General features: G+C 63.4%; 19 protein-coding genes. 6 read left to right on the top strand and 13 right to left on the bottom strand.

Going from position 1 to position 21,071, the window contains the following annotated elements:
• Nucleotides 1-30: 30 nt before the first annotated feature.
• On the bottom strand, nucleotides 31-1,722 hold the full coding sequence (locus tag IAU67_RS08645) for a cation:proton antiporter (RefSeq protein ID WP_425321392.1): 1,692 nt from the start codon (nucleotides 1,720-1,722) through the stop codon (nucleotides 31-33).
• 130 nt (nucleotides 1,723-1,852) lie between these two features.
• Nucleotides 1,853-2,929, bottom strand: a complete 1,077-nt coding sequence (locus tag IAU67_RS08650; RefSeq protein WP_187768000.1) for an o-succinylbenzoate synthase — start codon at nucleotides 2,927-2,929, stop codon at nucleotides 1,853-1,855.
• Between the two features lie 32 nt (nucleotides 2,930-2,961).
• Here IAU67_RS08650 and IAU67_RS08655 point away from each other — a divergent pair, with 32 nt between their 5' ends.
• The 5 genes from IAU67_RS08655 to IAU67_RS08675 all read left to right on the top strand — a co-directional run bounded on the left by IAU67_RS08655 (nucleotide 2,962) and on the right by IAU67_RS08675 (nucleotide 8,105).
• Nucleotides 2,962-3,906, top strand: coding sequence for a 1,4-dihydroxy-2-naphthoyl-CoA synthase (locus tag IAU67_RS08655; RefSeq protein ID WP_151842251.1), 945 nt, complete (start codon nucleotides 2,962-2,964; stop codon nucleotides 3,904-3,906).
• Between the two features lie 145 nt (nucleotides 3,907-4,051).
• The gene (locus tag IAU67_RS08660; RefSeq protein WP_151842252.1) at nucleotides 4,052-4,825 is read left to right on the top strand and encodes a DoxX family protein; all 774 of its coding nucleotides are present in this window, start codon (nucleotides 4,052-4,054) and stop codon (nucleotides 4,823-4,825) included.
• Nucleotides 4,826-5,157: 332 nt separating this feature from the next.
• On the top strand, nucleotides 5,158-5,610 hold the full coding sequence (locus IAU67_RS08665) for a hypothetical protein (protein ID WP_151842253.1): 453 nt from the start codon (nucleotides 5,158-5,160) through the stop codon (nucleotides 5,608-5,610).
• Between the two features lie 4 nt (nucleotides 5,611-5,614).
• On the top strand, nucleotides 5,615-6,892 hold the full coding sequence (locus tag IAU67_RS08670) for an AMP-binding protein (RefSeq protein WP_151842254.1): 1,278 nt from the start codon (nucleotides 5,615-5,617) through the stop codon (nucleotides 6,890-6,892).
• 316 nt (nucleotides 6,893-7,208) lie between these two features.
• Entirely contained in the window at nucleotides 7,209-8,105 is an 897-nt protein-coding gene (locus tag IAU67_RS08675; protein ID WP_151842255.1) for a 1,4-dihydroxy-2-naphthoate polyprenyltransferase, read from the top strand.
• Here IAU67_RS08675 and IAU67_RS08680 read toward each other — a convergent pair.
• Entirely contained in the window at nucleotides 8,097-8,408 is a 312-nt protein-coding gene (locus IAU67_RS08680) for a DUF4229 domain-containing protein (protein WP_308240240.1), read from the bottom strand. The two genes, IAU67_RS08675 and IAU67_RS08680, sit on opposite strands and share 9 nt — an antisense overlap.
• 48 nt (nucleotides 8,409-8,456) lie before the next feature.
• Between IAU67_RS08680 and IAU67_RS08685 the strand changes: the two genes are divergently transcribed.
• The gene (locus tag IAU67_RS08685; RefSeq protein ID WP_187768004.1) at nucleotides 8,457-9,158 is read left to right on the top strand and encodes a hypothetical protein; all 702 of its coding nucleotides are present in this window, start codon (nucleotides 8,457-8,459) and stop codon (nucleotides 9,156-9,158) included.
• 967 nt (nucleotides 9,159-10,125) lie between these two features.
• On the opposite strand, the gene IAU67_RS08690 is transcribed toward IAU67_RS08685, so the two are convergent.
• The 10 genes from IAU67_RS08690 to IAU67_RS08735 form a co-directional block, all read right to left on the bottom strand.
• Nucleotides 10,126-11,196, bottom strand: coding sequence for an HNH endonuclease signature motif containing protein (locus IAU67_RS08690; RefSeq protein WP_151842256.1), 1,071 nt, complete (start codon nucleotides 11,194-11,196; stop codon nucleotides 10,126-10,128).
• A gap of 1,200 nt (nucleotides 11,197-12,396) precedes the next feature.
• Nucleotides 12,397-13,251: an SDR family NAD(P)-dependent oxidoreductase gene (locus IAU67_RS08695; protein ID WP_151842257.1), complete on the bottom strand. Its 855-nt coding sequence runs from the start codon at nucleotides 13,249-13,251 to the stop codon at nucleotides 12,397-12,399.
• 300 nt (nucleotides 13,252-13,551) lie between these two features.
• The gene (locus tag IAU67_RS08700) at nucleotides 13,552-13,731 is read right to left on the bottom strand and encodes a hypothetical protein (RefSeq protein ID WP_187767899.1); all 180 of its coding nucleotides are present in this window, start codon (nucleotides 13,729-13,731) and stop codon (nucleotides 13,552-13,554) included.
• Between the two features lie 62 nt (nucleotides 13,732-13,793).
• Nucleotides 13,794-14,843: a phosphotransferase family protein gene (locus IAU67_RS08705; RefSeq protein WP_151842258.1), complete on the bottom strand. Its 1,050-nt coding sequence runs from the start codon at nucleotides 14,841-14,843 to the stop codon at nucleotides 13,794-13,796.
• A gap of 160 nt (nucleotides 14,844-15,003) precedes the next feature.
• Complete coding sequence (rfbA, locus tag IAU67_RS08710; RefSeq protein WP_151842259.1) at nucleotides 15,004-15,879, bottom strand: glucose-1-phosphate thymidylyltransferase RfbA; 876 nt, start codon at nucleotides 15,877-15,879, stop codon at nucleotides 15,004-15,006.
• Nucleotides 15,880-15,883: 4 nt separating this feature from the next.
• A complete protein-coding gene (locus tag IAU67_RS08715) occupies nucleotides 15,884-16,687 on the bottom strand; it encodes a dTDP-4-dehydrorhamnose 3,5-epimerase family protein (protein ID WP_151842260.1) in 804 nt (267 codons plus the stop codon).
• Between the two features lie 79 nt (nucleotides 16,688-16,766).
• The gene (locus tag IAU67_RS08720) at nucleotides 16,767-17,522 is read right to left on the bottom strand and encodes an iron ABC transporter ATP-binding protein (protein WP_151842261.1); all 756 of its coding nucleotides are present in this window, start codon (nucleotides 17,520-17,522) and stop codon (nucleotides 16,767-16,769) included.
• Nucleotides 17,519-18,634 carry an iron chelate uptake ABC transporter family permease subunit gene (locus IAU67_RS08725; RefSeq protein WP_151842262.1) on the bottom strand — a complete coding sequence of 372 codons (1,116 nt, stop codon included), beginning with the start codon at nucleotides 18,632-18,634 and terminating at the stop codon, nucleotides 17,519-17,521. Before IAU67_RS08725 ends, IAU67_RS08720 begins: the two co-directional genes overlap by 4 nt.
• A 2-nt stretch (nucleotides 18,635-18,636) precedes the next feature.
• A complete protein-coding gene (locus IAU67_RS08730) occupies nucleotides 18,637-19,608 on the bottom strand; it encodes an ABC transporter permease (protein WP_151842263.1) in 972 nt (323 codons plus the stop codon).
• A 251-nt stretch (nucleotides 19,609-19,859) separates the two neighbouring features.
• The gene (locus IAU67_RS08735; RefSeq protein WP_151842264.1) at nucleotides 19,860-20,876 is read right to left on the bottom strand and encodes a siderophore ABC transporter substrate-binding protein; all 1,017 of its coding nucleotides are present in this window, start codon (nucleotides 20,874-20,876) and stop codon (nucleotides 19,860-19,862) included.
• Nucleotides 20,877-21,071: the final 195 nt, after the last annotated feature.

The raw sequence follows: 21,071 nt of genomic DNA on the forward strand, positions 1-21,071 counted from the left end.
CTTCTCAGTCACACCCACTAATCTACTTCACTAACTCCCCCGCTTCGCGGCCAGCAACATCCGATCCACGTCGCGCAGCACCTCGTCCACAATCGCCGGGTCGTTACCCGGTTCCTGCCGCGCCTCCCACAACGTCTGCTGCGCAGCCCTCAGCGCCTTCACCCGCACCGCATTAGCCTGCTCCCGCATCTGCGACGCATACGCCATCCGCTCCGCAATCAGATCCGCCACCGGAACCTCCACATGCTCCTCCACGGACACATCATCTGTCCCGGCCTTATCTGCCACCATCTGCTGCGAGCGCGCATCCACCGGCACACCATCGCTATCCACCACGATCTTCCCCTCCGCGATCAAGGCCTTCTTCGCACGAGCACGCTTATATGCTTCGATGGCTGTTGGGGCGTCCACCCTGGCGTCGGTCGATTCGGTCAGCCAGTTCTCCACATTCGCCAACAATTGCGGCGGCAAATCATCGGTATGGCGGTACAGCTCCCGCAACGCCGCACGATGCCCACGCAAGATCAGCGCCTCACGGGCCTCATCGCCAGCAGCATCCGGGCCGGACGCCAAATCCAGCTTCGACAGCAACCACGGCAGCGTCATGCCCGGGATCACCATCGTGCACAGCAACACCACCAACGCAATCATCGACAGCTCATGCGCATTCGGCAACGCCGCGTACGGAATGGACAACACCAACGCCAAGCTCACCAAACCGCGCATCCCCGCCCACGTCAGCATCAACACCTCCTGCAAACGCAACGGCGCAATATCACGACGGGAACGGTTCCGGTTCAGCCAATAGAACCCAAACATCCACACGAAACGCACCGCAAACAGCACCACGGAAATCACCAGACCCACCAGCGCCGCATGGATCAGATCCGTGCCCACCTGGTCGATCGCGTCACGCACGCTCAAGCCGATCAGACCGAACGCCAAGCCGGTGAAGACCATCTCCACCGTCTCCCAAAACGCCGAACCCGACAGACGATCCTGCGCCCCAATGTCCAACTTGGAGTTCATCTGCACCGCCGCAATCACAATCGCAATAACGCCCGACGCATGGGCCTCCTCCGCCGCAATGTACACAGCAAAAGGAACGATCCATGTGAACGCCGTCCGGGCGGTCGTGGACTCCATCCAGTTCGACAGCTTCGCCGCACCCCAGCCTGCAATCAAACCAATCACCACAGCTAAGACCACAGACAACACAAAATCGCGCACCCCTTCCGCCACGTGAAGGTCCTCCCCCGCCAACAACGCAGCCAGGGCGACGTGGAATGAGACGATGGAGGCGGCGTCGTTAAACAATCCCTCCATCTGCAATGTCGACGTCAACCGGCGCGGAACCGCCGTAGTCTCCGCCACAGCATCCACGGCCACCGGATCCGGCGGCGCCAACGCCGCGCCAATCACCACCGCAGCGGCCACCCCCAGCGTGGGATACATGAGCAGCACCGTGCCCGTCACCGCGGCGATCGTAGCGATCACCAGCAGCACAGAGAGGCTAATCACCGTGGTCAGCTGCGTTTTAATCACAGCCCAACTGGTTTTACGCGCCAGCGCCCACAGCAACGGAGGCAAGAAAATGGGGAGCATCAGATCCGGCGGAATCGTCATCGAGGGCAAGCCCGGAAGGAAAATCGCCCCGGCAATCACCACTGTCAGCAACGTGGGCCACGGCAACCCCAGCCGCTCCCCGAACGCCACCATCATGATGCTCACAAAAACGATGATGATTAAACCAATGAGAATCTCCACCAGAAGCTCACCACATTATTCACTCGCCAATAATTTTCCTCCCTAGTTTACCCAGGGGGCCGGGCAGGACGACGCGGGCCGGGCGTCAGAGCAAGTGCTGGTACGCCGCCTCGAGGCGCCGCAGCCACCACTCGCGCCGCTCCGCCGGCGCCGCCCACCGCTCCAACACCTCACGATCCGGCACCACCGGACCGCTCACAATGCACCCGTCCACAATCGGACGGCGCGCCACATCCACCTCAAACAAGGACCCCGTCGCCAAGCCCGCAGCCTGCGCGGGCACCACCACGCCCTCGTCGTCACCGCACTCGATCTCCCGGCGCAAGCACGCCGCGGCCTCCAACCCGGCGCCCACACCCACCGCGGTGTCCAACGCCGAGCTCACCGTCAACGCCACCCCACGCCGCGCCACATCATCCGCGATCTCCAACAACCGATCCACCCCACCCAGCGGAGGCACCTTCACCACCGCCACGTCACACGCGTTCGCATCCACCACCTCGCGCACCGCGGCCAACGGGTCCGCAGACTTCCGGATCGACTCATCCGCCGCCACGCGCACAAAAATGCCCCGGCGCATCAACCCCATCCGCACCGCGGCCAACTCCTCCACAGTCGCGCACGGCTGCTCCGCATAATCGCACGCCCCCTCCTGCGCCACCACCTCAATCACCCGCAGAGCATCCTCCACAGACCACCCCCCATTCGCATCCATCCGAATCTTCGGAGTATCCGTCGCAGCCGCGCCACCATAGTTCTCCGCGAACCACGCGCGCACCGCCCGCACACGCGCCAGATCATCCTCCACCCCCTGGCCCTTCTCCGCCACCTTCACCTTCACCGTGGTGCACCCCGGATACTGTTCCATCAGGCGCCTCACCGCCCCCGGGTCGCGCGCCACATCCACCGCGGGGATTGTAGCGTTGACTTCGACGGGGACTCCGGGGGATGAGAAACCGTGGGCGTCGATAAATAAGGAGGAACGCAACCACCGGGACGCCTCCTGCGGCCCGTATTCCACAAACGGCGCCCACTCCGTCCACACATCCGGCCCCTCAAACAGCATCGCCTCGCGGACCGTCACGCCGCGAAACGGCACCCGCAACGGCAACGCCACCACATGCGCGCGGCGCTTCAACTCATCCAGATCCACCAGTGTCATCCCAGTCATGCCCCTCACGCTACCCTTAACCCATGACAAACCCATTCAAGCCCGAACTTTGGAAACCCGTCGACGGCTTCGACAACCTCACCGACATCACTTACCACCGCCACGTCGGCGACGGCCGCGAATACGGCATCGTCCGCATCGCCTTCGACCGGCCGGAGGTGCGCAACGCCTTCCGCCCGCACACCGTTGACGAGCTGTACCGCGTGCTCGACCACGCGCGCCGCAGCCCGGACGTGGGCACGGTGCTGCTCACCGGCAACGGGCCGTCCCCGAAGGACGGCGGCTGGGCGTTCTGCTCCGGCGGCGACCAGCGCATCCGCGGCCGTTCGGGCTACCAGTACGCCCAGGATCACAACTCGGACGTGGCTGCCGCGGATGCGTCGTCCGTGGATGAGGCTCGCGCGAAGGTGGAGGGCGGGCGCCTGCACATCCTGGAGGTGCAGCGACTGATCCGCACGATGCCGAAGGTGGTCATCGCTGTGGTCAACGGCTGGGCCGCCGGCGGTGGTCACTCGCTGCACGTCGTGTGCGACATGACGCTGGCCAGCCGCGAACACGCACGCTTCAAGCAAACCGACGCGGACGTTGGCTCCTTCGACGCCGGCTACGGATCCGCCTACCTCGCCAAACAGGTGGGCCAGAAGTTTGCTCGTGAGATTTTCTTCCTGGGCCGTAGCTACGACGCCGAAACGATGCACCGCATGGGCGCCGTAAACGAAGTCGCCGATCACGCGGAGCTGGAGGACCTAGCCATCGAGTATGGCCGGGCCATCAACACGAAGTCGCCGACTGCGCAGCGGATGCTGAAGTTCGCGTTCAACCTGACCGACGATGGGTTGATGGGCCAGCAAGTGTTCGCTGGTGAGGCGACGCGCCTGGCGTACATGACCGACGAGGCCGTGGAAGGGCGGGATAGTTTCTTGGAGAAGCGCGCGCCGCGGTGGGATGAGTTTCCTTATTACTACTAGCGCGCGAGCGCCGGCGCGCTGGCGCGGTTCGGGGTGTGCGCCCGGCGTGACTCGCAGCGCGGGCGCGGCGTGAGTATGAGCAAGCGCTGGGGCAGCGTGAACGTGCGCCAGCCTGCGCAGGCGCAATTCATGTACAGTTGTTGACATGACAACATTGAGAGATATTTCGCTTGTGCTCGCCCGCGTTATCCTCGGCGTGGTGCTGTTCGCACACGGCTGGCAAAAATACAACGATTGGACCATCGCCGGAACAGGCCAGTCCTTCGGAAATGCCGGCGTCCCCTACCCTGAGCTCTCCGCTCAGTTCGCCACCTACTTCGAGATGGTCGGCGGCGCTCTGCTGATCCTCGGACTGCTCGTGCGCTTCATCGGCCCAATCCTGGCCATCCAGATGGCTGGCGCGTTCTGGTTCATGCACCGCGGCTCCGGCATCTTCGCGTCCGATGGCGGCTGGGAGCTGGTGGGCGTCATTGCCGCTGCTGGCCTGGCTCTGTCCGCGGCGGGCGCCGGACGCATCTCCCTGGACCATCTCCTGACCGCGCCGTTCCGTAAGCGCAAGGAGAAGAAGGAAGCGGAGAAGAACGCGGAGGCTGCCGCCGAAGCTCCAACAGGCACGGCCGGCGCGACGACCACCGCAGGCGCTGCATACCCTGCAGGTGACACCGCCACGGCAGGAACCGCAAGCACGGCAAGCACGGCTGGAGCAGCAGGCGCCGCGTACCCCGCCGACAACGCGGACGCAGCAACCACGGCATACTACCCCGCTGACAACGCGGACGCAGCCACCACGGCATTCCCAGCAGGCACCACCGCACGTTCCGCGGATGGGGGGAGCGATGCGGTGAAGGGCGGCGTCGGAGAGGATAACGACGCCACCACCGTGTTCCCAGCCGCCGGCGACACGCCGGACGCGAAGTAACGGCGCGCGACTCGCTCGTCGCGCACGGCGCCAGCGCACCACACCACCCCTGGCGAGTATGATCTACACCACAAAAGCCCCGTTCGCGGGGCTTTTTCGCTACCCCCGGCGCAGCGCGAAAAATATGCGCAATCACCCACTAATTGCACGCTCGGGCTACCCAGCCGAACCATACAAGCGCACCTCACGCGGCATTTTCCAACCGTTGAAATAAAAAATGCTTGACGTTTCCCATCATTGTGTTCTACACTCGCATGCAGACCACGCGGGGGGAATCCCCGCACACTCCAGCCCAACCGGCTACTCAACGAGAATCGAAAGGAGAGTCAGCCGTGTTCAACAACTTCACAACCATCATCCGTACCATCTGCACCACCCAGGTCACACCATCCGAACGCTTAGGCATCATCAGCCGCGGCACTCACCACGATCACTCGAACGCCGGACGCGGCGAATGCAAAGCGCTGAACAACACACTGAACAACGCCACCATCCAGCTCGCAGACGGAACCCGTATCCCCGCCACCATGGCGCTGCTCGCAGAGTACTACCGGGACACCGCTGACCTCGCCACCCCAAGCCTCAACGCTATGGACACCCGCAGCCCCAGCTACAGGGACATCATCGCCTACCTCATCGACACCAGCGCCACCCCAGCCACCACCACCGACATTCGCGAAGCATACCTGGCCCTCTACGACCACCTGCCCAGCGAATTCGAACTGGAAACCACCATCGACCGCGTGCGTCAATTTGGATTGACCGCCGAAACGCAGCACTCTTAGAGGCATGACCCAGGAACACGCACCCCAGCAGGTGCCCCTCGAAGCGCACGTCATCAACGCCGCCGACCTGCCGACGGCCCTGCCGCTCATGAAGGACCTGCTCGACGGCACGCGATCCCTCATCCCCCTCGACCGCCCGCACCCCTCACCCAATATCCCCGCGCTGATGCGTGCTGGTGAATTAGTCGACGCCGGCATGCTCATTGCCTCCACTTCCGGCTCTACTGGCACCCCCAAGGGGGCAATGCTCACCCACGAGAACATCCTGGCCTCCATCACCGCGACCGAAAACTACGCCCGTAGCGAGTTCGGCGCGGAGCCAGGGCCGTGGCTGCTTGCGCTGCCCGCGCACCACATCGCCGGATTGCAAGTGATCCTGCGCTCCCTGCACGCGGGCCACGAGCCTGTGGTGTCCCGTCATCTGTTGAGCGGAACCTCCTTCAGTGGTGAGACCTTCATTCAGGACGCCGCGCGGCTGCGCGAACTGTACCCTGACGAGGACCTGTACGTGAGCCTGGTGCCCACCCAACTGGAACGCATCCTGGCTGTTGAGGGCGGATTGGAAAGCCTGACGACGTTCGCTATGGTGCTCGTCGGCGGCGCGGCGGCACGCGGAACCTCCATCGACGACGCCCGCCGCGCCGGCGCCCCCATCGTCACCACCTACGGCTCCGCCGAAACCGCCGGGGGCGCCGTCTACAACCACCGGCCCCTGCCGGGCGTGACCCTCAGCATCGACTCGCCCGACTCCCGCGGAGTCGGACTCGTCGTCATCAACGGCCCCATGGTTTCCCCTGGTTACCGGAACGCCGCCTTCGGCCGAACCTTCCCCGCGGAACACACCTTCGTCACCTCTGACCTGGGACAACTCGATAGCACCGGAGAGCTCACCCTCCTCGGCCGCGCCGACGGCGCCATCAACACCGGCGGCTACAAAGTCCTGCCGGAAGAAGTGGAAAAGATTCTGTGGACAGCCTTCCCGGACGCGCACCTTGCCTGCGCCGTCAGGCTCGAGAGTGATGAGTTCGGAGAGTCCATCGGCGTGGCACTGGAACTGCCGGATGCTGTCGCGGGCTCCGACCCCGGGCATGTCTTCCACACGCCCCGCGGGCGCGCGTTCGTGGACATCACTAAGATGGTGCGGTCCACGCTCCGCGGGAGCGTGGACCGGCACCTCATCCCCAGCCGCGCCATCGCTCTGGAGAACATGCCCACCATTGGGCCGGGCAAGGTGGACCGCATGACTGTGAAGCAGACGATGAACACCATCACGCAGTGGTAGCGTCACCAGGCCGCCACACCGTTACGCCGCCGAACCACCGCGCGACGCTGCCACACCACAGCACCACCACTGCGCAACACCCCGCCGCGCATCACCAGCACACAACACACCACACCTCGCCGCACCCACCCACAGTCAAGCGGTGCAGAACCACCGCGCCGCGCAGCCCGACACAACACACCGCACACGACCACCGCGACACACCGCCAAGCCCACCCACAGTCGCGCCGCGCGGCCAATACCACCACCGCGGCGCCCGCCAGCACACAACACACCACGCCGCCGCGCCCACACACCACCGCGTAAACTTCTACGCATGCCAAGCAACAACACGTATCCCGGCGCGACAGCGCGGCAATGGTTCACCGGCGCACGCCCCCAAACCTGGGCCAACGCCATCGCCCCCGTCCTCGCCGGCACCGGAGCCGCCATCATCCACGGCTCCGGCGACGCCCTCCGAGCCGTCCTCGCAGGCATCGTCGCACTCGCACTCATCATCGGCGTGAACTACGCCAACGACTACTCCGACGGCATCCGCGGCACCGACGAAGACCGCTCCGGTCCCCTCCGACTCACCGGCTCACGCCTCGTCCACCCCCGCAAAGTAAAACACGCCGCCTTCGCCGCCTTCGGCATCGCAGCCGCCGCCGGCATCGCCCTCAGCCTCCTCAGCGCCTGGTGGCTCATCCTCTTCGGCGCGCTGTGCATCCTCGCCGCATGGTTCTACACCGGAGGCAACAACCCCTACGGCTACCGAGGCCTCGGCGAAGTAGCGGTATTCATCTTTTTCGGACTCGTCGCCGTCATGGGAACGGAATTCACCCAAGCCGGCTCAATCTCCTGGCAGGGCGCGACGATGGCTGTTGCGGTGGGGGCCATGTCGGCGTCGGTTAATTTGGTCAACAACCTCCGCGACATCCCCACGGACGCAGACGCCGGGAAGATCACCCTGGCCGTCCGACTCGGCGATACGAACACCCGGCGCCTATGGATCCTGCTGAACGCCACCGCGATGGTGCTGACCGTGGTGATCGGGGTGGTGTCCCATTGGCCGGCGCTGCTGGCGCTGCTGGCGTCGGTGTTCCTGTACGGGGCGTCGCGGCCGGTGACCGCGGGCGTGCAGGGGCGGGGGTTGATCCCCGTGCTGGCGCTGACGGGGCGGGGGATGCTGACGTGGGCGTTGATCATGTTCGCCGTGAGCTTTTTAGCTTAGGCGCTGCTCCAGCTGGCGCCGCATTTGCTCCTTATGAGCCCGACGCCCAGCATCTCGTTCCGCCACAGCCTCCGTCACCCGAAGGCGCAGCTTTTTAAACATCACCATCGACAGGGGAAGCGCCAGGATGAGGGCGAGCAGCGCGCTGATGAGCAGTGGGAAAGTGTTGGCCATGCCGAGCAGGATCACGATGGAGTGAATGATGAACGTCAGCGCGAGGAAGAGGAGGAATCGCAGGAAAGCGTAGAGGAGAATGTCGCGCCACGCTGCGCCGGATAGTTTGGCCTTGTTTTCTTTATCCACGTGGATAACACTACAACTTGGGGGCGGCTCGTCGCTAGGATGGGGTGCATGGGTCGACTGATTCTTGTGGTTCTTGTGATTGTGACTGTTGTGTTGTTGTGGCAAGCTTTCGCGCCGGAGCAGCTGCGGTTTGGCCGGCGGGGTTCTGGAGGCCGGGGTTTTGGACAGCAAGGCGTCGGAGGCCAGGGTTTTGGGCGCCAAGGTTTCGGAGGCCGGGGGTTTGGACGGCAGGATGCGAGGCCGGCAGCGCCGAAGGGCCCGGACGACGACCCCGACTTTCTCTGGAATCTGAAGAAGGAGCGGTTTAAGGAGCAGCGGCGTCGGGAGTTGGATGAGCAGAAGCGCAAGCCCACCAAACCTCAAAACCGCGAGGAGACCGCCACAAACGACGAGCCGAACACCTCGCGCGACGAAACCACCCCGCGCGAAACGGGCAGCACCAACAACCCACACGACTGCCCCACCACCGCCAACGAACCACACAACCGCGAGAAGAACGCCCCGCGCGGCCCACAAGGACAGCCCAACACCGCCAACGAACCACAGAACCTCGAGCAGAACGCCCCGCGCGACGACACCGCCGCCACCAACAAGCCGAACACCTCGCGCGACGAATCCACCCCGCGCGAAACGGACAGCACGAACAATCCACACGACCGCCCCACCACCGCCAACGAACCACACAACCGTGACCAGGCCGAACCACGCAAGACCGACGGCACGAGCGAAAACAACGAACCAGAAAAGTAAACCCCTCCCAGCGAGTAGCGACCGTTGGATCGGATCCGCTCCTTCCCGATTGGCGCAAACGCTCCACTTGAACGGCACACTCGAACCACGCGACAAGCTACCCCGAACATGACGAAGCCACTCCCAGTGAAGCCTGGTTACGCGACACAATGTGCGTCCGCTGTCGGCGTGCCGCGGTCGTGTTGGGAGGCTCCCTGGCACAACCATAGGATTATTTCGCTTTTTCTGGATCGTGTCCTGGGGAAATGCTCAAGAACCGCAACAAAGTCCTATGGTTGTGCCAGCACTCGTACTGCCGCCGGGACAGAGGCAGACTCCAGCGTGGTTGGTTCGTTGGCTTGGAGGTTAGGGCATGGGGAAAGGGAGCAGTCTCGTCGCCTACCAGTGGTCGGTGCAACACCGGGGATTTCTGGTGGAGTAGCCCGATATATGCTCAGCTTGAGCATATATTCTGAGCGTTAGACCAGATCAGACTCCGGAAATCGCTGTTTTCGGACACACATTTTGTCGTTTAAGCTGCGAAGACGACAAGCCGGACAAGACACGCGAAAGTAGCGACGGGAGATGGATGTACAGCAGTGCAAGCCCAACTGCGCGCGCGAATCGCAAACCTCGCACGAAAACGGCAGCGCGCGATACTCCCACGAACGGCTCACCACGGGCGACAGGACTCGCGCGCGAATCGCACAGCGCGCGCGCGAATAGAGGCGTGCGGGAACCACACCGCGGAAAGCTAGGGAGAGTGCTCTGGGGAGCGCACTCCGAATCGAAGTCCGCGCTTTCGGGTTCGCGCTTCACCGGCCGAGGTGCTCTGGATTAGTCCTCCCGGGCGGGGTTTTCTGAGTTTCTCCTCCTCGGTCGGTGTTTTGTGGTTGGCACTACCGGGTTAGCGCTCCCGGGACACTGTTCCGGGTTGGTGTTTTGTGGGCTGCACTACCGGGTAAGTGCTCCGGGTGCGCGCTTCGGGTTAATACTCCCCCGGAGGCCGCCACACCACGGTGCCGTTTATTCGGTCGACGCGGCCTCGGGGTCGAGAGGTGGGCGTCGGATTACAAGGATCATCATCGTTGACCCCATTATGATACGGGCACAACGGCGCGAGATTATCCACATTCGTCAAGCCCCCATTTTTCCAAGCCTTGATGTGGTGCATCTCGCACTCATCGACCGGGCGATTGCAGCCCGGCCACACGCACGTCTGATTCTCCGCGCCCAGCATAGTCCGCTGCTTCCAACTGGCCGTCCGCGACAGCCGGTACAAGTTCACCGGCCCGAGCTCCGGGTGCACGACGGTGACGAACCCGTAATCCGTGAGCTTCCGACGCACGAACTCCGCGCCCGTCATCGTTGCCCCGTTGGTGAGGCGTAGCAGAATTTCTTCATTATCGACGCCGGCCTGCGTGTCCTCGGCGTGCGTCCTGTTGGAGCTATCGGCGGGCCGGAGCAGCTGGTCTAGCTGATTCAGCGTGATGATCACGTGCGGCGTGAGGGCCGGGCGCAACGACGACGTCGCGGCGCCCGCCCCACGGTGGAGAAGCGCTTCGACCGAACGCATCGGAGCTTCTGGATCGATGACGCCCTGCAGGTCAGCGATGATGCTCGACGGGCCCGTGAGCGTGAGGCTCCACGGCCCGGACGCCCTCCGCGTCACGCGGACCGACTGCTGCAGCGGCTTTCGGGGCTGCAGTTCACGCAGGCGTTTGCGCGCGATCCGGGGAATGTTGCGAGGGTCCGTGTGGCACAGTTCTTCCCGGAGTGCCCAGGCGTGGGCTGTTTTCTTCGCGCGGCGGGCGAACTTTTCGATCGTGAGGATGGTTGCTAGGTCGTGTTCGAGCAGCCGGGCTGAGGCGATGGCGTCGCGTTGGCGTCTGGTGAAGGGGGTGGAGCCGAAGTAGACGTCAGCAAGCTGGACGAGCTCTCGTGCTGACGTGTGGCTCAGCCCTCGTGCACACAGGTCCTCTTCGGACGCACCGACGGCCGCTTCGACAAGGTCGATGCCCTGCCGGACGGCTGCGATGTAGTTCTCGAGGATGTTCATGAGGCACACGCTAGTTCTCTGTTGGGCGGCGTGGAAAGGGGCTGACGGAATCTGTGGATAACTGCCTGCGCGGCAGGCAGTTATCCACAGGTTGGTAAAAGTGCGCTTGCGCGGGCGGCGCAGGTGGGCTTATCTTGAAAAGTTTGCACTGTGCCCAGCATCCTGCCGCTTCCACGACGACCTCGCGTCGCTTCCACCAAGCTCTGTCTCCAGGCCCGCACCAACTTGGGCTAAGCGACAAAATGCATGTCTGCTGTCGGCATGTCGCGGTCGTGTTGGGAGTTGCCGCGGCACAACCATAGGATTATTTCGCTTTTTCGAGATTTCGTCCTGGGCAAATGCTCAAGAACCGCAACAAACTCCTATGGTTGTGCCAGCACGCTTACCGTCGGCAGAGCTGACAATGTCCCAGCCAGTGCAGTGGGGATTGTCTCGGCCGCTGCACAAGCGGATTACGGGCAGCCCAGTGCCGGGGGGGAGGCTATGCGACAACTGGGGTCATGCGGCACACTGTGTGTCCAATGCCAGTGAGGATATACAGTGCCGGTGATGATGAGGCATCTGCCGCCGGGGGCAAAGATAGGTTCCAGCATGGTTGATGCACTGGCGTGAAGGATAAGGCGTGAAGGATAAGGCATGGAGAAAAGACATGGAAAACAGGAGGCAGTCCGTCGTCTACCACATGGTGGGCGCAACACCGAGGATTTCTAGTGGAGCAGCCCGATACATCCTCACTGAGCATATATTTTGACCATTAGCCCAGGTAAACCGCCATAAATCGCCGTTTTCGGACACACATTTTGTCGCATAACCTCAACTGATTTTCAAGGTAATTCTCCGATGTCGTGTCGACGTGGGCGTGCGCCTCACCGTCTCCGGCGGGCCACGCTACGCGGTACAGGCGATCCGTGTCGGAGCACGGCGCTGATCGACGCGAGGCACGCGACTTCCGCGCCGCTGCGCGGTGCTGATCCGCGCGCGCCGCTGTGCGGTGTTGCTCGGCGCGCGGTGCTGGGCGCTCCGCGATGCACGGTGTGAAGGCAGGGCGGCACGCGGGATCCGTGGAGGCGAGAGGGATACTCGCGCCGAGAATACGCGCAGAGTTGGGCACACGCATTCCAGAAACCTGCCGGGTCAGCGCACGCCCAGCACGGCCTTCACCGAACGCGGCGATCTTATTCAGTTCGCAGGCCTGCCAGGTCAGCGCACACCCAAGACAGCCTTCACCTGGTTCAACGCGAGCATCCGCGTCGGCAGCAAAGAGCGCACCGCATACAACGGCCACCCGGCCTTCGGGTACACCAGCCGAGCCTTCCTCTGCGCCAACGCCTCCGCCACGAACGGCGCCACCTCCTCCGCGGACGCCTGCTCCCCGCCCGGGTAAAACACTCCCACACCGACGGATTCGTTCTCCGAACGCAAAGCATCCGCCAACGCTTCCACTCCCGCCTTAGAAGCCGCCTGCGCGGATTGCCCCGGCGCGTGCGCCACTGCTGCCCACGCGGACGTCATCGCCACATACCCCTGGGACGCCTGCACATGCGGCAGCGCCCCGTGCACGGTGTTGTACACACCGACCAGGTTCGTGTCGATCGCGCGCCGCCATTCGTCGGGGTCCTGCCGGGATACGGCGCCGTGCGTCGTCATCCCGGCATGTGCCCACACCACGTCCAGGCGTCCGAATTCGCGGACGGCGTAGTCGGCGGCGTCGGCGCATCCTTCGGGTACGGTCACGTCCAGGATCACGGCGCGGAGTTTGTCTGCGGTGGTCACGGGCGTCGATCCAGGGAACGCTCCGAGCATCATCGCGGCGCGCATGGAGAGCGCCTGGTTGTCGGAGTCCGCGAGCACGAGCGTCGCGCCCGCCGCGGCCAGCCGCTCGGCCACGTGCCCGGCGAGCTCCCCCGCGGCGCCCGTGATCAGCACAACCTGGCCGCGAATACCACTGAGGTCCGGCTCGTACGCGTCCTCCAGGCTATGCTTACCGCGTTGCGCTCCGGCTACGCGCCCGAGTGCGCCGAGTGCGGCGTCTTTAATTGTCTCTACGATGCTCATGCTGCTTCTCCTTGGGTTCTTTCTAAATATTAGGCGGAAACTATCAAACCCACTAAACCCGACGCCGCCGCGCCCCCTTCTCCCCCACCACCCCAACCGAAGTTGCTGTGGAATGGGCGCTCGCGCGCACGGTGTCGCTCTCGCAGGAGGGCCCGTGTCGCACCCGACCACGCTGGTTCCGAAAGGAGTGTCCCAGGTGCACCAAAACCTGGGCTACCGTACTCCGTCTGAGGCTGCCGTACACCGGCTGTGCGTGGAACGCGTCCTGTTTTGAGGACACATTGCTGTGATTTGGGCGTTTTAACAGCAGAGTGCCCTCGATCCGGGAAATGAGGAAGCCGCGCGGCCATCAGCACCAGCAACCGCGCCGCGATCACACGCCGGCATCAGCGCGGTCAGCCGCGCCGGCTCCAGGTGACGCTGCGCCGGCATCAGCACCGGCAGCCGCGCGGTCATCAGCACCTCCATCCGCGCGGTCATCAGCACCTCCATCCGCGCACAATCTGATGATCAATGCCGGGGGCAGATGACGCTGGCCATCATCAGACACCGTGATCCGCTCCGGGATCGAGGCTGACCCGTTCGGAACGACCCGTCCGGAAATGGTCGATCAGCAGGAAAATGTTGTCCCACTGCTTGTAGATCGCCGCGCGCTCCAAAATGTTGTCCAGCTCGTACAGCTTTTCCCGCAGCGCGCCCGTCCGGTGCTGCAGCTGATCGGGAAGCTCCTGAAGCCGTCGAGCATGAGCCTTCTCCGCGGCGGACAGTACGAGGGACGGGAGCTCGGCGTCGATTAAATCAAGATGCATGTAATCCACAGCAGGATCGCCCACGGTCATGTCGGAAAAATCGATCACACCCACCCCGCCCTCGGCGGTCCACAGCACATGCTGGTCGTGGAGGTCGCCGTGCGTGAGGCACCGCTGCTGGCTCGGCCGAGCCAGCAGCTCCTCAATCTGCGCGAAGTTCCGCTCCACCGCAGCCAGCTCCTGCTCGGAAATGTTGCCGGTCAGGAACTCCGGCACGCGCGTTTTCATGAGCTCGAACTTCCCGGGCAAGGCCCGCGGGTTCATGTTCAGCGTGGAGGTCGCCTCCCCGTCGGTCCACCAAGGTTCCACGTTCACCAGCGGCAGCAGGTCCGGGTCCATGGTGTGCATGCGGGCGAACATGGTGCCGAGCTGTTCGATGACGCGTTCGCGTTGCGAGTCCGTCATGCGCGCCCAGACGTCGGCTGTGAGCGGTTCGCCGGCGACTTCCGTCTGCAAGCTCAGCATCACCGGGTTGGGCGTGCCGAACGTTCCGCGGGCGTAGGCCTGGCGCACGGTTTCCGGCACGCGGGCGGTGGAGTTGCGGAACAGCTGCGCGATGATGGAGGACTCCAGCGCGGCTTGCGCGCGGTATTCCGCCTGGTGCGGGACGCGGACCACCACGGAGTCCGGCACCATGTCCTGCAGTTCCCCTTCGGCGGAGCGGAGGCCGCGCAGGATGACCACGGCGTGGTCCATTCCTTGTTCGGGGATTTCTTCGGATTCCCACGTGAGATCTCTCCACGTGTTACGGACCATGTCCGGGACTGTGCGTAGTGCGACCATGTGCGGCATTCCTTTTCTTTTTTATCGTCGACGCCCAGCCTATCGCTTTTCCACCTCACCTTCCGATGTCGGCGTGGTGTTGCGGCGCTGGGTGAGCCAGGATCACGGTGCAGCACGGCGAGGCGGCGCGCCGCGCCGGTATGCGGGCGCGCTGGGCGGGTCAGGCGCGCTGGCCGCGCTGCAGCAGCTGCAGCAAGTACTGCCCGTACGCGCTCTTGGACAGCTTCTGCCCCGCGGCTTCTAGCTGTGTGTCCGTGATGAAGCCTTTCCTCCACGCCACTTCCTCCGGGCAGCTGACTTTCAGGCCTTGGCGCTTCTCGATGGCGCGCACGAAATCCCCAGCGGCGGCGAGGTCGTCCACTGTCCCGGTGTCCAGCCACGCGGTGCCGCGCGGCAGCACTTCCACGTGCAGCCGCCCTTGCTGAAGATACGTGCGGTTCACGTCGGTGATTTCCAGCTCTCCGCGCGCGCTGGGCTGCAGGCTTTTCGCGATGTCCACCACGGAGTTTTCATAAAAGTACAGCCCCGGCACCGCGAAGTGAGACTTCGGCTTCTCCGGCTTCTCCTCCAGGGACAGCGCCGTGCCGTCCTCATCGAACTCCACCACGCCGTAGGCCTGCGGCTCGGCCACCCAGTAGGCGAAGATCGCGCCGCCGTCGGGCTCGTTGAAGTGCTGCAGTTGGGTGCCCAGACCGGAGCCGTAGAAGATGTTGTCTCCCAGAACCAGCGCCACGGAGTCCTGCCCGATGAAGCGTTCTCCCACGATGAACGCCTCGGCCAGCCCGTTCGGCGCATCCTGGACCGCGTAGCTGAGCTTCACTCCGAATTGCGAGCCGTCTCCCAGCAGCGCGCGGAACTGCGGCGCGTCAGCCTCCGTGGTGATGATGAGGATCTCCCGGATGCCCGCCAGCATGAGTGTGGTGAGCGGGTAGTAGATCATGGGCTTGTCGTACACCGGCACGAGCTGCTTGGACACAGCGTGCGTGATCGGCCACAGCCGCGAGCCGGTTCCCCCGGCGAGGATGATGCCTTTCATTGCGCTACTCCCCGGCCCATGCGTCTGATTCGTCCATGGCGAGTTCCCATCCGCGTTGGAGTTCTTGCTCCCACCCGCGGACTTCGCGGTAGTTCGGCAGACGGTCTGTGACGTCCGCGAGGTGCGGCGCGGCCTGGTCTTTCGGGGACAGGATGGCTGTGTCTTCGTCGATGTCCCATTCGACGCCCAGCGCGCCGTCGAAAGGGTGTATCTCCCATTCGGCGTCCGGATTATAGGTTTCTGTGACGAGGTAGTTGACCACGGCGGTCTCGGAGACGGCGTGGAATGCGTGGCCTACTCCGAGTGGGATGTGGACGATGAGAGGCTGGGCGTCGGATATAGGCAGGGAGACGTGCTTGCCGAAGGTGGGCGACCCGGTGCGCAGGTCCACGAGAACGTCGGTGATGGAGCCGGCGACGCACGTGACGAGTTTCGCTTGGCCTGGGGGGACGTCGGCGAGGTGGATGCCGCGGATCACGTTGCGGGTGGAGCGGGAGAGGTTTGCTTGGGCGATGGTGAATGGGTAGCCGAGGCGTTCCATGAATTGGTCGCCGCGGAACCATTCGTGGAAGCTGCCGCGGTCGTCGCTGAAGGTGCGGGGGACGTACACCCAAGCGCCGGGGATGGGGAGGTCGACGATGGTGCCGGGGAGGGTGTTGTCGGTGTTTATGCGGTCGAGGAGGGCGCTCACGTCCAGCGAAGTGTTGGTGGTGTTGGTGGTGGTGGCGCTGCCGGTGCGGGTGGCGGTGTTGCTGGCGCTGGCGCTGGTGCTGGTGCTGGTGGTGGGCTGTCCGTCGGCGTGAGTCATGCCCACCACTTTAGCGGCGCGGGGTGCCGGGTTGTGAGAAATACCGCTGTGAGAAAGAGCGCTGCTGGGAGTAGCTCAGTTAGAAGTAGCACGCCAACGGACCGTCGGGGCCGTCCACGATCTGCACGGGGGTGTTGAAAATCTCGGACAGGGTCTCGGCGTGCATGATCTCCTCCGCGGGGCCGAAGGCGCAGATCTGTCCGTCTTTGACGGCACAGATGTTGTCTGCGTACTTGGAGGCGAAGTTGATGTCGTGCAGCACCACGATGATGGTGCGGCCGAACTCAGCGGCGGCGCGCTGAAGGTGCTGCATCATCTGCACGGAGTGCGCGATGTCCAGGTTGTTCAGCGGCTCGTCCAGCAGCACGTAGTCCGTTTCTTGGCACAACACCATGGCCACGTAAGCGCGTTGGCGCTGGCCTCCGGAGAGCTGGTCGAGGAATCGGTTTTCGAGCTCACGGAGCCCGAAGAAGTCGATGTAGGTGGAGATGATCTCTTCATCTTTTTTCGTCAGTCGCCCGTGGGAGTAGGGGAAGCGGCCGAAGCCAACGAGCTGGCGGACCGTGAGTTTGGTGATGAAGTGATTTTCCTGGCGCAGGATGGACAGGATTTTTGCGAGGTCTTTGGACTTGGTGCTGGAGACGTCGTATCCGGCAACTTCGATGGTGCCTTCGTCAATGTCCAGCAGTCGGCCGACCATGGTCAGCAGCGTGGATTTTCCGGCGCCGTTGGGCCCCACGAGGGCGGTGATGCCGCCGGCTGGGATCTCGAGGTTGGCCGGACCGATGCGTACTTCGTCGTTGTAGTCCTTTTTGACGTTGTTGAGGGTAATCACAGGCGTCCCTTTCGTAGTAGAACGGTGAGGAATACAAGGCCACCGACCAGTTCGATGATGATGGACACGGCTCCTTGAGCGTAGAAGATGTGGTTCATCACGAAGTAGGCGCAGGTGAGCACGGCGAAGGCCATGAGGGCTGCCATGGGGAAGAGGAAGCGGTGGTCGTAGGTGTTGGCGAATTGGTAGGTGAGGGTGGCGACCAGGAAACCGAGGAAGGTCATGGGGCCAACCAGTGCGGTGGACACAGCCATGAGGATGGTGACCAGCACCAGGATGTAGATGTTGAGGGCCTTGTGGTTGAGGCCGAGGTTGGTGGTGACGTCGCGGCCGAGGCTCATGACGTTGAGCTTGCGGGACGCGAGGTACAGCAGCACTGCCGCGCCGATGAGCATCGGGATGGCGACGGGGTAGTACTCGGGTTTGGAGTTGTTGACGGAGCCGAAGAGGCGTGCGGTGAGCACGTCGAATTCGGACGGGGTGAGGAGGCGTTGCATGAAGCTGGAGACGGAGCCGAGCCCGGCGCCGATGACCACGCCAACCAGCAGAGTGGCGTGCATGTCCGCCTTCCGGCCGGTAAGGAGCCAGCCGTAGAGCAGCACGGCCATGCCGACCATCAGGATGATCTGGAGGAGGAACATGGGCAGGCTGCGGGCAGCGGCGAGTCCCGCCACTCCGCCGAGGAAGACGGTGGTGGTGTGGATGGCCGCGTAGAGCGATTCAAAACCCATGATGGATGGGGTGATGATCCGGTTGTTGGTCACGGTTTGGAAAGCGACGGTGGCCATGCCCTGGCAGATGGCCACCACGGCCATGGCGATCACCGCATGCATGCGGCGTTCCGCCAGCAGCCAGAATTGTGGCGTGCCGACGGGCATGGGGTTTTTGTAGGCCAGCAGGCCGAAGGCGCACAGTGCGCCGACCGCGATAAGAATGGTGAGGACGAGCCAGTATTTGCGGGAGTCGTGCGGGGTGGCGAACGCGCCGGCGCTGTGCTTCCGGGTTGGTGTCTTCTTGGTTTGAGGCTTGTCCTGAGTCGCGCCGTGGGGCTTGGACTGAGACGTGTCTTGTGGCGCGTCGTGGGAAGTGCGTGGTGTGTTGGCTTCGGTCATGGCTATCCCCTATTCCTTGCGATCATGACCACGAACACGGTCGCGCCGACCATGCCGAGAATCAGGGAGACAGGGATCTCGAAGGGCGCGATCAGCGTGCGGGCCAGCAGGTCGCACACCGCGACCACGGCGATTCCCACGAGGCAGACCCAGGGGAGGTTACTACGCAGGTCATCGCCACGGATCATGGAGACGAGGTTCGGGACGATCAGTCCCAGGAAGGGGAGGTTGCCCACCACCACGGTCACCACTCCGGTGGCGAGTGCCACGAGAGCCGTTCCGATGAGCAGCATGCGCTGGTAGTTCAGCCCCACGGAGGTGGCGATGTCTTCGCCGAGCCCCACGACAGTGAGACGGTCGGCGAAAAGAAACACGATGATGCCGACGATCAGGACGATCCACAGCACCTCGTACTGACCCTTGTACACAGAGGTGAAGCTTCCGGCGAACCAGATTCCCAGGGACTGCAGCAGATCAAACTGCAGGGCCAGGAAGGTGGAGACAGCACCGACCACGGCGCCGAGCATGATGCCGATGATGGGCACCACCAGCGACGAGCGTAGGGATACGCGCCGCATGAAGAGGAAGAACACCATCGCTCCAATGAAGGAGAAGATGCAGGCGGACACCATCTTCGTGAGGATGGGAGCTGCGGGTGCGATAATCATCACAACCAGCAGGCCAAGCCCAGCCCACTCGGTGACTCCGGTGGTGCTGGGTGACACGAAGCGGTTTTGGGTCAGCATTTGCATCACCAATCCGCACATGGCCATGGCGGCGCCGGCAAGGATCAGTGCCAGCGTGCGAGGCACGCGCGTGATGGCGAACATTTCGGCCCCGTCTTCTTGATTGAAGATGTCGTATTGGCCGGTGAAAAGGCTCGCGACCAGCAGCGCTGCTACGATCAGCGCTGCGATGGCGAACTTCCAGGTGAAAAGCCGCGGGCGGGCGGAGCGGTCCAGTGAGGTGGACATCTCTGTCACTTTCTTATGTTTTCTTATGTTGTCAGGCGACGTGGGGCGCCGTGCAAGAACCGGTTGGAGTCGGCGCCGGCTGTCTGGCCGGCGCAGGTTGTCTGGCCGACGCTGGCTGTCTGGCCGGCGCCGGTAGGACACAACGCCGGCGTCGGATCACATCGACGTCGGCGTGGGTCAGCACTGGAGCGAGTCAGCGTCGGCACCAGGGCGAGCCGGCGTCGGATCGGATCGGCGTCGGGGCAAACCGGCTACTTCTTAGCAGCCTCGAACTGGTCGGCCAGAGCGTTCAGCACCTCGGTGTAGGTGATGATGGACTCGTTGGTGTAGGTGTCCTGAGGAGCAACGTACACGTGTCCCTCCTTCATAGCCTTCACGTTCTTCAGAGCCTCGTTGCCCTTCAGGATCTCCTCGGCTGGCTTGTAGCCGTCTTCCTTGGACTTGATAGCGCCATCGCGGTCCATGACGATGATGAAGTCAGGGTTAGCCTGTGCCAGGGTCTCCACGGAGACGTCATCACCCTCGTGGTTGTTGGTAGCACCCTCGATCTTCAGGGCTGGCTTCAGGCCTACCCAGTCGAAGACCGGTCCGTAGAAACGACCCACGGTTGGGGCGATGTAGCCGATCTCGCCACCGGAGACGTTGACTGCCTCGACGGTGCTCTTGCCGTCGTAGGCATCCTTGGCGCGCTTGAGGGCGGCGTCGAAGTCATCGACGAGCTTCTGGGCGTCCTCTTCCTTGTCGAAGATCTTGCCCAGCTCGGTGACCTGGCGCTTGAGCTCGTCAGCCATGTTCTCGCCTTCACGTGGCTCGAAGTCGATCACAGGGGTGTCCGGGTTGAGCTTCTTGATTTCATCCTCGTGCTGGGTGAAGCGCTGTCCGGCGATGATCAGGTCCGGCTGAGATGCAACAAGTGCCTCGAGGTCCGGCTCGCGGTGAGTTCCGAGGTCGGTGATCTTGTCGTTGTTCTTGTAGCCAGGGATGGTGTTTGGAACAAGGCGCTTAGGAGCGGCTACCAGATCCACGCCCCACTTCTCCAGGACCTCGAAGGTGCGGTTGTCGGTGGAGGCTACTGCCTTGGGTGGGTGTGGGACGGTCACGTCGCCAGAGTTGTCCTGGACGGTGATGGTGGTTGCTTTGTCGTTGTCAGATGCGGACTGCGAGGTGTTGTTTCCGCTGTCGTTGCTTCCGCAGGCGGCGAGGGTGAGGCCGGCCATTGCCAGGGTGGCGACGAGCTTTACTCGGGTGCGGGTTCGTAGGTTGGTCATGGTGTGGTTCTCCTTTGAGTCGATAGTCTGAGTGATTGTCAAGTCGATAATCACTCAGGCTAAGGGCACACTTACCCAAAGCTGCATAGGCTTGCCTATGTTACTTAACACTTATAGCAACATGACTGTGTCGAAATATGGCGGGGGTGTTTTCCTGGGGGATTAAGAGCTGCTACGGAGTCTAAGAAAAAATAT

This window comes from Corynebacterium zhongnanshanii, assembly GCF_014490575.1.
Classification (GTDB): domain Bacteria; phylum Actinomycetota; class Actinomycetes; order Mycobacteriales; family Mycobacteriaceae; genus Corynebacterium; species Corynebacterium zhongnanshanii.